10 protein-coding genes are annotated in these 14,510 nt (G+C 37.8%); 2 read left to right on the top strand and 8 right to left on the bottom strand.

Annotated features, from left to right (window positions below):
* Positions 1–37 precede the first annotated feature (37 nt).
* The 8 genes from LJY09_RS05460 to LJY09_RS05425 all read right to left on the bottom strand — a co-directional run bounded on the left by LJY09_RS05460 (position 38) and on the right by LJY09_RS05425 (position 12,250).
* The gene (locus LJY09_RS05460) at positions 38–1,159 is read right to left on the bottom strand and encodes a class II histone deacetylase (protein ID WP_208732655.1); all 1,122 of its coding nucleotides are present in this window, start codon (positions 1,157–1,159) and stop codon (positions 38–40) included.
* Positions 1,160–1,197: 38 nt separating this feature from the next.
* Positions 1,198–2,070, bottom strand: coding sequence for a carbon-nitrogen hydrolase (locus LJY09_RS05455; RefSeq protein WP_228307545.1), 873 nt, complete (start codon positions 2,068–2,070; stop codon positions 1,198–1,200).
* Between the two features lie 51 nt (positions 2,071–2,121).
* Entirely contained in the window at positions 2,122–3,501 is a 1,380-nt protein-coding gene (locus LJY09_RS05450) for an APC family permease (RefSeq protein WP_209368421.1), read from the bottom strand.
* A gap of 509 nt (positions 3,502–4,010) precedes the next feature.
* Complete coding sequence (locus LJY09_RS05445; RefSeq protein WP_228307544.1) at positions 4,011–6,455, bottom strand: sensor domain-containing protein; 2,445 nt, start codon at positions 6,453–6,455, stop codon at positions 4,011–4,013.
* 531 nt (positions 6,456–6,986) lie between these two features.
* Positions 6,987–7,916: an NAD(P)/FAD-dependent oxidoreductase gene (locus tag LJY09_RS05440; protein ID WP_228307543.1), complete on the bottom strand. Its 930-nt coding sequence runs from the start codon at positions 7,914–7,916 to the stop codon at positions 6,987–6,989.
* 48 nt (positions 7,917–7,964) lie between these two features.
* On the bottom strand, positions 7,965–8,609 hold the full coding sequence (gene folE / locus LJY09_RS05435) for a GTP cyclohydrolase I FolE (RefSeq protein WP_045294699.1): 645 nt from the start codon (positions 8,607–8,609) through the stop codon (positions 7,965–7,967).
* Between the two features lie 57 nt (positions 8,610–8,666).
* Positions 8,667–11,198: an EAL domain-containing protein gene (locus tag LJY09_RS05430; RefSeq protein ID WP_228307542.1), complete on the bottom strand. Its 2,532-nt coding sequence runs from the start codon at positions 11,196–11,198 to the stop codon at positions 8,667–8,669.
* Between the two features lie 290 nt (positions 11,199–11,488).
* Positions 11,489–12,250, bottom strand: coding sequence for an alpha/beta fold hydrolase (locus LJY09_RS05425; protein WP_115653234.1), 762 nt, complete (start codon positions 12,248–12,250; stop codon positions 11,489–11,491).
* 536 nt (positions 12,251–12,786) lie between these two features.
* Between LJY09_RS05425 and LJY09_RS05420 the strand changes: the two genes are divergently transcribed.
* Positions 12,787–13,302: a cupin domain-containing protein gene (locus LJY09_RS05420; RefSeq protein WP_228307541.1), complete on the top strand. Its 516-nt coding sequence runs from the start codon at positions 12,787–12,789 to the stop codon at positions 13,300–13,302.
* Between the two features lie 152 nt (positions 13,303–13,454).
* Positions 13,455–14,447, top strand: a complete 993-nt coding sequence (locus tag LJY09_RS05415; RefSeq protein WP_228307540.1) for a DUF3231 family protein — start codon at positions 13,455–13,457, stop codon at positions 14,445–14,447.
* The last annotated feature ends 63 nt before the right edge of the window (positions 14,448–14,510 follow it).

The following is a 14,510-nucleotide window of genomic DNA, read 5'->3' as shown; positions in this document are numbered from 1 at the left end:
ACATATTAACGCTATTAATTGCTTTAATAACCTTACCTCAACAAAAGCTTTCCTTCTCAGCAAACTTCCAAAACCTTTTCTGATAGTTTACAACGTTATCTACTGCTTGGAATAGAGCAGTCGGTGTTGTTCTTTGCGGTAAAACGTGCGGATCTTTCCAGTCCACATCTACACCGGTAAGTCCTTCAATAACTCCCATGGTTGCGATAGGAAGATATGCTAGGTTATATCCTCCTTCTTGTGCTACAATCAGCCTTCCTTCGCAATATGTTTCTGCTAATTCTCGCACTTTGTTTGCCATATATTTAAATCCTTCTCTTGTCACCATTAAGCGAGAAATAGGATCTAGTGCATTTGCATCTTGCCCCGCTGATATTATGATAAGCTCCGGATCAAATTGGCTAATAACTGGTGCAATGATGGATTCGAATACATATCGATAGCCTTCATCTCCGGTCAGGGAAGGCACAGGTATATTTATATTATACCCTTCTCCTTTTCCTTGTCCGATTTCATGTACCTGACCGGATTCTAATGGAAAATAGTCTTCTTCATGAACTGAAATAACAAGTACATCGTCACGTTCATAAAAGATGTCTTGCGTTCCGTTTCCGTGATGAACATCCCAATCCAAGATGGCGACTCTTTTTAACCCGTAATGTTCAATTGCATAAGCAGCACCTACAGCTACATTGTTATAAAAACAAAAGCCCATTGCTTGGTCTGAAGACGCATGATGTCCTGGTGGACGTATTTGAGCATAGACTTTACTTATCGTTTCACTCTCCATTACGGTATCTACTGCTTTCATAACGGCACCTGCGGATAGCCTCGCAATCCCTTCTGTTTCAGAAGACGCATAAGCTTCAGGTCCTATTTCCCTTGTTCCTGCTTTACATGCTTTTTGAACACGCTGGATATGATCTTTAGTATGGACCCGAAGTAAATCTTCCTCCGTTGCTTCATAGGGTGATTGTCTAACTAAGTGCTGTGCTAAACCACTTTTTTCAATTATTTCTTTGATCACGGTCATTCGATGCTTGTTTTCAAACTCGTCACAAGGCTCTACTACTTCTCCACCTTCAAATATGTACTGAACTTTTCCTGTATCATGGTTCAGAAACCTTTCATCCCAAATCCAGCTTGTTTTAGATGTCATATCGTTTCGTTCCTTTCTTTTTATAGTAAGGGTTAAACTTACACGTTTGAAGGTGTACGGAAAGCTTCTTTTCTTAATAATAATTCGTAAGTATCTGGTCTTCTGTCACGCATAAACTGAAGCAGATTACGGGCCGAATCAATTTCTTTTAAGTCAACTTCTTGAATTAAAATTCCTTCTTCATCCGTTAAAGACTGTAGAATTTCTCCCATCGGATTGCTTACAAAGCTACCTCCGTAAAATGTCATCTCTTTTTCCGTTCCTACTCGGTTCACCGCAGCAACAAAAACACCATTTGAAATCCCGTGTGCTGAAATAGCTTTTTCCCATGCAGGACGAGTTGATAGTTCAGGATGATCAGGCTCTGAACCGATAGCAGAAGGATAAAATAGAATATCTGCTCCTTGCAGCGATAAAATTCGTGCTACTTCTGGGAACCACTCATCCCAGCAAATTCCTACTCCAATCGTTCCGTATTTTGTTTCATATACAGGGTACCCCGTATTTCCTGAAACAAAATAATATTTTTCATGATAGTTCGGCCCATCAGGAATATGGTTCTTTCTTGTAATTCCTAAGCAAGTTCCGTCCGCATCGAATACAGCTGCACTATTAAAATAAACGCCTCTAGCCGCTTTTTCATAAAACGGAACAATTAATACAACTTTCAGCTCTGCTGCAAGGTCTGCCATTTCTTTTAATACGTAGCTCTCTGCTGGTATAGCTAGTTCATATCCTGCAGGTGAAACACTTTGAGGGAAGTACTGAGCGTTAAATAGCTCTTGTAGACAAATAATTTGAGCTCCATTTGACGTCGCTTCTTTAATTTTTTTGAGCGTATAGTTAATATTAGCTTCAACATTTTCTTCACATTTAACTTGAATAAGACCAACTTTTACTGTTTCTTTCATTTTTACCTCTCCTTTATATTAGAAATTTCGGATAATTACAGACGTACTTTATCAAGATATATGTTCCGTTTTGAATTGGTTTGGCTCTGTTTTTTCATCAAAAGCAAATTGCGGTGGTGCCTTTGTAAAAAATGACGTCTTGTATAATAGATAAATAAAGCCTATAACAACCCAAATACTCCCTAAAGAAATAGATTTTATATCTAAGCTTGTCCATAACCAAACTGTAAAGACCGCTCCAATAATAGGACTGATTAAATAACGGCATGTGCCTTTAAAATCTCTTTGTTTTCTGCGGATATAATAGTGAAAGATAACAGAGATATTTACAAATGTGAATGCAATCAACGCACCAAAATTGATAAAAGAAGCGGCTGTAACGACGTCCATTACTAGTGCACTTAATGAGAGTACTCCAATAAAAATAACGTTTCGCGATGGTGTTTTATATTTAGGATGTATATAGGCAAACAGTCTTTTAGGCAGCATTGATTCTCTGCCCATTGCATAAAGCAGTCGTGAAGCACTGGCGTGTGAAGAAATTCCTGATGCAATCGTTGAAGTAATAATTCCGGCAAGAAAGACGGATGAGAAGAGCGTTCCTCCAATATAAGCTGCTATTTCAAACGAAGCTGAATCTACCACTTTAAATGAATGATAATTTGGATAAACAAGCTGGGTAATATATGAAACGAGTATAAAAAGTATTCCTCCTATAAATGCTACAAGAAAGATAGCCTTTGGTACATTTTTCTTTGGATCAACCGTTTCTTCAGAAAGCGTAGTCACAGCATCAAACCCAAGAAAAGATAAACAAAGAATTGAAGCTCCTGCAAGAACAAAAGAAAAAGAATCCTTTGAGTCAAAGAGATGCAAAGAAGAAAAGAACAAAACCTCACTTTCTCCTTCTATCATTCTCTTAATGGATAAAATAACAAATAGAGCTGTTATAAGAAATTGAAAAAGTACAAGTATCCCGTTCACTTTTGCTGTCATTTGAATACCAAACACGTTTATACAAGTAATAATAACAATAAAAAGTAGAATCCAAAGAGACGATGGAATAGAAGGAAACGCAGCTGATAAAAAAGTTCCCGCTAATAAAAAATTAATCATTGGTAAAAAAAGATAATCTAAAAGCACAGACCAGCCGACAAGAAATCCTATATGAGGACTTATAGATTTTTGAGTATACGTATAGGCCGAGCCTGATAAAGGATATTCTTTAGCCATATGCCCGTAGCTGTATGCGGTAAATAGCATCGCTGCAAGAGCAAAAGCATACGCCATAGAAACCATACCATGCGTAGTTTGAGCCACAACTCCATACGTAGTAAACACCGTCATTGGAGCCATATATGCAAGTCCTAAAATGACGAGTGATCGAAGCGTTAGCGTACGAGCAAATGTAATATCTGAATTACCCTTCATCGTGTTTCACCTTCTGAACTAGTACATTTTTCATACACTACCCCTTTCTACTTTTCGTACCCATAAATGAATGACTATCATTCATTTATGGGCTTTAAAACTTGAATTTGTAAATAACCAACAGAAAAATGACTGACTATCATTCATTGTTCTTCTATTATAACCAATAGTTTTTTATTTGTCTTTTATTTTGTCAGAATTTTTAACATATTTAAAAATTGTTGACCTATACTACTGCGTAAACTCGTAAAATTCCAAGTCACCAGTCATTACTTTCCGCAAACCGTTCTCCAATGCTTATTATAGCTAACAGCACTTCTATAGGGTTCTGCTATAACTTATTTCATTTTCTTCTTCGGCTAGCTTAACAACCACTTCCGAAGCTTCCACTCTCAGCCCTCCTCACGTATTTGACAATCTATCAGTCTCTTTATATGCTTTATTACATTTGAACGCTTAGAAAACATATTGAAACCCAAAAAGGTGATGTCTCAATGAGACATCACCTTTTATAAAAATCGTTTCTTTAAATATTCGGCGATTTTTTGAGGAGCAGCTGGCTGACTGACAATATAACCTTGAATAAAGGAACATTCGTGCTTTTGTAAAAATTCAAGCTGTCCTTTTGTTTCAACGCCTTCTGCAATCACTTTCATGTTAAGAGCATGAGCCAAGTACAAAATGCCTTTTATAATGGCCTGCTGCTTTTCTTTATCAATCGCGTTTTGAATAAACATTTTATCGATTTTGAGCGTATTAAATTCAAAGTCTTTTAAATGTGACAACGAGGAAAAACCAGTGCCAAAATCATCTAAAGCAAACGTGACGCCAATTTTCTTTAGTTTTTCCATCACTTTTTTTACATGTTCTTCATGCTGAATAATGGAGCTTTCCGTCACTTCAAATTCAATAAATGAAGGGTCAATGTTGTAATGAGTTAACGTTTTTTGAACGTGCTCTGCAAACCCTCGTTTCAGCAAATGCTTAGACGAGACGTTAATTGAAACAGGAACAACTTGTAAGCCTTGACTCTTCCACTGCTGCAGCTGCTTGCAGACGTAGTCGATCACCCAGTCGCCAAGTTCAATAATTAAATTAGTTTCTTCTGCTAAAGGAATAAAGTCTTCCGGTGATACGCGCCCCCATTCCGGATGATTCCAGCGAATTAACGCTTCGATACTGTCAATCTCTCTGCTGTTTGTATGAACCTTTGGCTGATATTCAATAAAAAACTCATCTTGAAGAAGTGCGTTACGCAACCCTTTTTCTAGATGATAGCTTTTATACGTCTCGCTGTCCATTAACGGAGAATACAGCTCCCAGTCGCTTCGTCCGATTTCTTTCGCACGCCGCATAGCAAGGTTAGCATTGGTTAATAGCGTTTTTACATCTTCTCCGTCATGCGGGTAGATGCTGATTCCTATACTGGCTGTGACGTACAGAGAAAAATCGTCAATCGTAATTTCTTTTTCGATTTCTTGAAAAAGAGCAGCGGCTAGCTTTTGACATTGATTGATTTGCGCAAGAGATAAAAAGCAAATTGCAAGCTCGTCTTCTCCTACTCTGGCTAGCAGTACACTTGGCGTCACGAACTTTTTTAACCGATTGGCGATACACTGAAGAAAGCGGTCGCCTACGTCATGGCCCAATGTATCATTGATATGTTTGAAACGATTTAGCCCTAGATAAAAGACTGCTAATGAACATCTCTCTTTTTTCATCTGTCGAATGAACGTTTTTAATTCCCTTTCAAACTTTCGCCGATTCGGTAAGTTCGTTACATAATCATGAGTTGCAAGATATTCGATTTGATCTATATACTTTTTTTCTGCGGTAATATCTTCAATAATCCCATCTATGCGCACCAGCTTTCCGTTCTCGTCAAGCGTGGGAATGCATCGATCTTTTACCCATTTCATTTCTCCTGTTTTTGTGAAGATTCGATACTGCTGACGAATCATTTTTCCTTTTTGTAATTGATGCTGCCCTTTTGCCACAGCTGCTTTATCTTCTGGATGAATAAAGCTTTCCCACAGATCTCTATTTCCTAAAAATTTAGCCGCATCTTCTTCGTAAATATTGCTAACACCACTAGAGCAGACAATCATTTCATTGCTCTGCACATCAACGGACCATATTCCGGCCTCTAAATTGTTATAAATCGTTTGAAACTGCTGTTCTTTTTGCTTTAATTCATTCGTAATCACTTTCGATTCCGTAATGTCATGAACAACACCAATCAGCTGTATGACGTTTCCTTGCTCGTCTGCTACCGCATCCGCTTGTTCAAATACCGTACGTTCTTCACCGCTCGGCCGCAGCAGTGTATATTCAATTGTGTAGCTTCCCCCCGTCGAAAGTGCCTCCATAACGGCTTTTTCTAATCTTTTTTGGTCACAGCGATTGACGAATTGAAGAACGTTCTTTAAAGAAGGAGTAAAGTGCTGATTAGGATTTAATCCGCAAATATTATACAGCTGAGGCGACCAGTAGCTTTTATCTTCCGTCACGTCGTAATACCAGCTTCCTACATTCGCAAGCTTTTGCTCCATTTTTAAATGCGTCTCTAATTGAGAAATGTGATTGGAGCGCTCTTGCTCTTTTGAATCATCTCGGCATACGGCATAAACACCCGCTATTTGTTCATTTACGATAATAGGAATAAGAGTGATATATAAATGAAGTTCTTTTTTTGTTTTGTGATGGATTATCGTCGAAAACTGAACTTTTTCTCCTCTTAAAGCGAGTTGAAAGAGATCTTGTGCTTGTTGTTGTTTTGATTTATGTATAAGAGCTGTCAGCTGCTGGCTTTTTTCTTTGTGCTCGTTTCCTGTTAGCTTGAAGGCTGCTCGGTTGCTAAACATGATATCGCCTTCACAGTTGATTAAAAAAATACCTTCACTGTATTCTTTTAAAAGCTGTGTATTCAAACGATCAAGATGTTTGATTATCATGATCGACTGCTCCTTCTCCGTATTTTTATCTGGCAAGGTCTCATGCGGCCTCCTTTTATCTCTTTATCTATTTCTTCTATACTATTACAATAAGCTACATTTGAGATATATTTTACTCTACTTTCCCTAAATAAGGAACATATCAGGTAGGGATAATCAAAACGTTTTTTTCAACTTCAACATTTGGTAAAATAAAACATGTAAAGGAGGGATAGCGTGACTCACAGTGCTAAAAAACATGATCTATTTTCTAGAGGCTCTTTTCAAACCGCTACTTTTCTACTTCTTTTCTCGCCTCTTTTTACTCGTTTGTTTCAGCAGAATGTCTGGGCGTATATAATGGTGTCTTGCATCATCGTTTTTTTTAATTTCATCACCGAGTATATTCTAGTAAAAAGAATCAGCGCTGCTCCTAAAAACTACATTGCTTTTTTCCAAACGATTTGTCTGCCTGTGAACGTACTTCTGCTATGTTTCTTTTATTATGTTACGTAAAAAAGCATCTATCGATTTGATAGATGCTTTTTGATATTATGACTTTTTCAAAAGGCTCGATACATGCTTGGCTACAATCGCTCCTTGACCGGCTGAAGAGCTGATACTAGAAAACAAGGGAGTCGTGCACGCGTCTCCAATGGCATAAATAGCTGGGTTGCTGCTTTGATGCACTTCATTGATGACGATGAGTCCGCTTTGCGTAGTGGTGACTTTTTCTTTAATAAGTTCAACATTGGGCGCTACGCCTAGTCTGATCAGCACTGCGTCTACTGATAAGTTCTCGCATTCACTGTTTTTACTTTTTAAATCGATCGATGTGACGTGATGCTTTCCATGGATAGCCGTCACTTCGGTATCTGTTATCACCTTAATACCAGGATCGGAAAGAATTTTTTCAACGTATTGCTCTCTTGCTTTAAAATGCGTAGAACGATGAATCAAATATACTTCTTTTGCTTTTGATGCTAAAAGATGTGCTCCTTCAAAAGCACGGTCTCCTCCGCCAATGAGAGCAACCCTTTTACCTTTTAACCGTTCTCCGTCTGCTGAAGCTGAATACACTTCTCCTCGGTCAATCATTTGCTGCTCACCAGGCACTCCGAGCTTTCGCTGACTAGAACCCGTTGCTAAAATAAGATACGTATAGCCAATTTCTTTTTCTGTTTCTTGCTGCTTTACTTTGACTGTTTTAGAACGTTCGTCAATAGAAATTACTTTTGTATTCGCTTCATATAAGCAGTCCATATCAATAAAATGCTGAACCATTTTCCGCTGCATCTCAATTCCATTTTCCGCTTGTATTCCGGGATAATCAATAATCTCATTATAAATCGTAAACAGCTGTCCGCCTAACTGTGCCTGCTCTTCAAGAAGCAAGCACTCAACGCCTAGCCTTTTACACCACACGGCAGCAGAAATACCAGCGGGTCCTCCGCCAATAATCAGTACGTCAACATGTTGCATACAGCTCACCTCGCTTCTGCTTCTCAGCTTATATGGCTTTTTGTTTCTTTACATTTGTCGCTGTAAAAGAGATAAAAATTCTCCTCGAACCTCTGGTTTTTCCATAAATGTTCCTCGAACAGATGAAGTGGCTGTAGAAGCTGAAGATTTTTTAATTCCTCTTCCGCACATGCACATATGCTTTGCTTCAATAACTACCATAACTCCTTTAGGCTCTAACACTTCTTCGATTGCATCTGCAATTTCATTTGTTAGGCGTTCTTGAACCTGAAATCTCTTTGCGTATCCTTCTACTGTACGAGCGATTTTAGATAAACCTGTAATTTTTTTATCCGGTATATACCCAACGTGGGCAACGCCAAAGAACGGCGCAAAGTGATGTTCACACATTGAGTGAAATTCAATGTCGCGTATTAATACTAATTCGTTGTGATTCACGTCGAATGTTTTTTCTAAATGAGCTTTCGGATCTTCTCGGTAGCCTTCCGTGTATTCTAAAAATGCTTTTAACACGCGGTACGGCGTCTCTTCAAGACCGTCTCTTTCCGGATTATCTCCGCATAAATCAATCAGTTCTTTCACCGCATTCATAAATGTGTCAGCTTGACCTATTTTTTTATCTATTTCAGTTGAATTTGTTCCTACTGTTTCTAAAAATTTTTGAGCAATTAAATTTTGTGTACTAAGTGCCATCTTTTTATGTCCTCTTCCCTTTTCTTAGTAATTTTATTTTCAAATGATGGTTTTGCTTCAGCTATTTAAAAACGCTGTTTCAAAATCTTTTGCAGCAAGTGGCTTGCTAAACAAGTATCCCTGCATATGATCACAGCCATTTTCCATTAAAAACGCTTTTTGATATTCTTCTTCCACACCTTCTGCGATTACTTCAAGCTTTAAGCTTTGAGATAAGCTGATAATCGCCTGGGCAATTTCACTGTTGCTGTAATCTTCTTGAATATCCTGGATAAAAGACCGGTCGATTTTCAAACAATCTATTGGTAATTTTTTCAAATAACTCAACGAAGAATATCCGGTTCCAAAATCATCGATAGAAATTGATATACCATATTTCTTTAATAAATGTAAAGCTTTAATCGTTTCTTCTGCGTTCGTCACCAGTGTACTTTCCGTAATTTCCATTTCAAACCATGTGGAATCAAATCTATGGAGCGAAAGAAATTGCTGTATTTCATTAACCAACACAATCGGATCTTGAAATTGCCGCGGAGAAAAATTAACCGCTAGCGTCATTTTTTCGTTTCGGTCCTTGTTCCATTTGCTAACTTGAGAACAAGCTTTCTTCATGACAACTTCCCATAAGGAGTGAATCAAACCAGCTTCTTCTGCTATAGGGATAAATACTTCCGGAGAAACAAATCCAAGCTCTGCGTCATTCCAGCGAACTAATGCCTCTACGCCGGTTATCACATTGCGCTTTGCTTCTATTTTCGGCTGATAGTAAACGTCAATGTCACTTTTTTGAATCGCTTTTCGCAAGCGCGTTTCGATTTGTACCCTTTCTGTCTGCTTCTTAATTAAAGAGTCGTGGTAAATCGTTACCTTATTTCCGCCGTTTCTTTTTGAAGCATACATGGCCACGTCTGCATACGTAATAAGCGTGTCTAAGTTCGTAGAATGATTCGGATAAAAGCTTAAACCGCTGCTCATACTGACAAAAATTTCGTCATTGTCAATGTAGCAAGGCTGCTGAACATATGCAAGCATCTTCTCGGCGATACACTCAACTTCGTTTGGAGCAAAGTCGCTAAACAAAATAACAAACTCATCTCCTCCTTGCCTTGTAAGAAAGCTGTTAGAAGAAGGCAAACATTCTTTAATGCGGTTAGCTACTATTTGAATGAGCTTGTCTCCTTTTGAATGTCCTAATGTATCGTTAATATCTTTAAATCGATCTATATCCATAAATAGTACGGCTACATGATCAATGGATTTATCCTTCGACTCAATTAATCGCCTGTTTAATTCTTCTTTAAAGTACCTTCTGTTTGGCAATCCTGTCAAAAAATCGTGGTATGCATGATACTCGCTTTCTTCCTGACTCTTTTTTAAATCGTCCACATATGTTTTCAAAAAATGAGAAAGATCGTTGATATTTGCCACGAGCCCTCCCAACTCATCTTTCCTTCTTGTATTCAGCACCTTGCCAAAGTTGCCTTTAGCGATTTGATTCACATGCCCCATGATACGTTTAATAGGCCGCGTGATGGATGTTGAGAAAATAGAGCTTGTAACGAGCACAAGAAAGATAAAAGGAAGAGACAATACTAAATGTTTGATTAATTCTTGCTGCAGTTCTTTTTCAATAAGTCCGTAGTCATAGACAACGCCTATTACATAGGTTGGAGAGTTCTTTTCTTTAATTGGTACTAATGTTTTTAGTATTTTTTTATGATTGATTTCAGTGAGATAACTTTGGGATTTCCCAGTTTTTAAGGCATTGTGAATTAACTTTTTGTCATGGGAGGTGTTTCGATACATATATGTTCCGTACCAAATGGGCCGATCATCTATTCTGATGTATTTATTTCCATTCAAATATACGTTTTGATTTTTCTCTCCGAACGTTTCCGGGTTAAAAACAGTTAGTTCAAGAACACCATCAAGTTTTTTGGTAAAACGGTTCATAACATTCGTTGGACCAAACTTTTTTTCAACATCAAACACATGATTATCGCGGAAATAAGGGTTTATAATATAATTAGTAGACCCGTCGTAATAATAACCCCATTTATCAATGTGATCAGGGTTACTAGAAGCCACTTCAATTGGCCCGCTCCAGAAATGAGGCAGAGTTACCCCTCGCGTCGTCGTAACTGGCTGCTTAGAAAGAAGCTGCTTAAAAGACGTATACCAAAATCCCCACTCCTTTGTAGACATATTGACTTCATCAGCATCAGAAGATCTGACGCCTACAATATCGTCTCCTACAGGGGCTAGTAATGTAATGTGGGATACCATTACCTTTTCAGCTAATTGTTTTAATTGTTCATTGCTAATATCATGGTAGTCAGCAGGTAACGAATTTTGTATCGCAATGGAAGCCGTTCGTAATTCTTGCCCCATTCGATCCTCTAAATATAAAGCACTGTTTTTGGAATTCTCTACTTCGTACCCAATTTCTTCTGTCACCAGCGTAATTTCCTTTTGGTTAAATTCTATCAATCTATTTTTTGACCGAATGTAGTGCAGCGTATTATTCGCCAGTAGAATACACAATACCAACAAAGTAAAAAATAGCGATAACTTTTTCTTTATCGACACTCGTGATGGCCTCCTGTTAGTAAAGACTTGATCTAATTCTTTTAAAAACATATTCATGTGTTCTAAATTTACATCGGACTATATGCTCCCATTTTCACTCAAAACAATGAATTCATGCAAAAAACCAACCTCGTTGGTTGGCTCAATTTAAAATCACTATAAAAAATGCAAAAATATATTAATAAAAACTTTTATTTACAGCTTTAGAACAAATTTATATTCTTATCATATTCTAACTGTTTTCTCTGAAATATCAAGGAGAAAAATTTGTCTGCTGCGTTTCTAAGGTTTTAAAAAGAAGGGTTTAACCCTATTTTCCCTAAAGACTGTTGACGAAGGAAACGTTTAAAAATCAGCATAAATTGAAGGTGCTGGTGGATGTGTGCGACATGACCAGCTCTTTTAATCTCTCTATATTGTACATGAGGGACGTATCGTTTTAAGTTCCCTAATGTTCCTTTATACAACTCATCGTACTCTCCCATTATCCACAAAATAGGAACGTTCACTTCACGCAATACAAATTCAGAGTTTACCTCCAAATTCAATCGCACTATTCTTTCAAACAAAGAAGGCTGAAGTAAACGTGCACTTTCCAAGAATATGGCTTCTGAGTCTTCTAGAATTTCTTTTCGATTCGGGTTAAGCGTTCGAACGCACTCTTTTAACCACTCATTGTAACTAAGCTGTCTTCTTCTATTCATCAGCTGAAGAAGGTTTGTATGATATACAGAGGGAACATTACAACAGTAACCTCCTATAAACGTTAAGCTGGCAACCATATGCGGATACTTTTGTACAAATGACAAAGCAATAAGACAGCCAAAACTCAGTGCACACAAATGAGCTTTTTTAATATTCATTTGTATGTAGTGCATATAGAGCTGATCAACAAACGCCTGCAATGAAAACGAATCATCCAGGTTTATATTTTTTAAAGGATAAAAATCATATGAAGTGCAGTAATAGTTTTTCTTTAATACGTCCATCTCTTTAGCGAATACACTTTGATTTCCTACAATTCCGTGCAAAAAAATAATGGCATCTTTCATTTTCCGAGTACCTCAGCTGTCGTATTTTCACTATATTAGGTCAAAAGTCATTTACACCTACAACCTATGGTATAAATAATTAAATCACGAAATAAAACGTTCAAAAACACTGTTTTTTTAAAAAAATAATTCTATATACTCATTTATCAACGGTTACTATTATACTACTAACAAAACAAAAAAATAATACAAAAAATGCTTAGACAGCATTTTTTGTATTATTTAATGTATTTGTCTCGGAACATTGCATACTGCTTGTTTAAAAAACTTCATAAAAACTCTCCTTTTACACCTTATCCATTTAACGAGTCTATATTTATGCTAGCATATTGGGTGGTTTTGGAAAATAGATAGGGGAAATTCTTAGTGTATAAATTGAATAAAGATTTCATTGAGCGTCCCCTACCGGCAACAATAGAACTATAAAAAGATAATAAATGTAAAAAAATAATTCTTTTTAACTATTATTCCGCACACAAAACATTCATATTAGTATACAATAATCTCAAAATATGTTTTTTTAAGGAGATAAAAGGATGACAACAACTCATAATCAGCTAACAAACGCTTTTCACCGTACCCCACACGATCAAAACACATTTCATTTTCTTGATGAAAAAGTAACGCTTCTTGTATCAGGTGAAGATACAAACGGAGCTTACGCCGTGGCGCACGTAGTGAAACCAGAAAACCAAGGTCCCCCTCTTCACCTTCACGAACATGAAGACGAAACGTTTTATGTAAAGCGCGGCTCAATGATTTTCTACATAGGAGAAGAAATAATTGAAGCAAAAGCGGGCGATTATGTTTTTGCTCCTCGAGGTATTCAGCACCGCTTTGTGACCGGACCAGAAGAAACAGAATTTATCCTTACTGCTTCTCCTGCCGGCTTTGATTCATTCGTTAAAGAACTCGGTACTTCCGTTCCCAAAAATGCTCCTCTGCCGCAAGTGGGACCACCTACTGAAGAAGAAATTATCCGCTTAGTTACCGTCTCTAAAAAATACGGCATTACTTATCCTGAAATTGAAAAAGAAATGAATAAAAAATAAACCAATACATAAGGATCTGCTCTTTACCGGGCAGATCTTTTTCTATTTTGATTCCAATTCATCAATGGAATAATTTAACACACCCTTGTCCACACTATGCTTATCTGTTTTTTATAAATACGTGCCATTTTTATAGATAGGAGGAAAGCCAATTGAACGCAGAAAGCAAGCGTTTGACTTCGCCTGAAATAACAAGTCTATGCGCGCAGTATCAGCAGGATACGCTGGCGGTTTGTGTAGCAAAACACGTTCTAGCAACGGTAACGGATGCCGAGATTCGTTCGCTGTTTGCCTTTTCGCTAGAGCTATCGAAAAAGCATATTGAGCTGCTGACTGCCATTTTTCATGCCGAGCATTTTCCGTTGCCAAAAGGTTTTACAGAGGAAGATGTGGACTTTCACGCACCTCCGCTTTTTACAGACTCGTTTTGGCTGAAGTATCTTCACGACATGACGATTCACGGCTTGGCAGGATACGGCATTTCATTTAGCGTGTCCGTTCGCCGAGATCTTCGAGATTATTATCATCAGTGTAATTTGGACGTGATGGAAGTATATAATCGGTCTCTCGACCTGCTTTTAGCAAAAAATCTTTATGTGCCGGCTCCTTATTTTTTAAATCCGAAACAACAAGAGCACATCACAGATTTGACTTACGCTCTTGATTTTGTAGGAAAGCAGCGCCTTTTAAACGCAACGGAAGCGGGAAATATTTATTTTAATTTGCGCAAAAGCATGGCAACCAAAGCGCTTTTGATTGCCTTCAAACAAGTGAGTAAACGAAAAGACGTGCGGAAAGTCATGGAGACGGGGCTTGATGTGGCACACAAGCATATTGAGCTTTATTCTTCCATTATGCACGAAGAAAACCTTCATACTCCTCCGCTTTTGGATAATGAAATCACAACGTCTACGCACGCGCCTTTTTCAGAAAAGCTGATGACGTTTCACGCAGGCGCAATGTTTAAAGTAGCCATTACTTATTACGCAACGGCAATGACTACTAGTATGAGGCTCGATATTGTGGGGCACTGTGAAGCGTGTATTTTACGGGACTTAAAAGTAGCGGGGCGCTGCAGCGAAGTGATGATTAAAAACGGATGGATTGAAAAGCCGCCTGAAGCAAGCGATCGTAAGCAAATGTAAGTTTTTTCATAACAACTCTTGACCTGAAACGCGTTTCATACTTTATGCTGTATTTATTCTCAT

It is taken from the genome of Priestia sp. J2, assembly GCF_020790095.1.
Classification (GTDB): Bacteria; Bacillota; Bacilli; order Bacillales; family Bacillaceae_H; genus Priestia; species Priestia zanthoxyli.
Note: the sequence above shows the minus strand (reverse complement) of the source record. Positions and strands in the feature narration are given on the sequence as shown.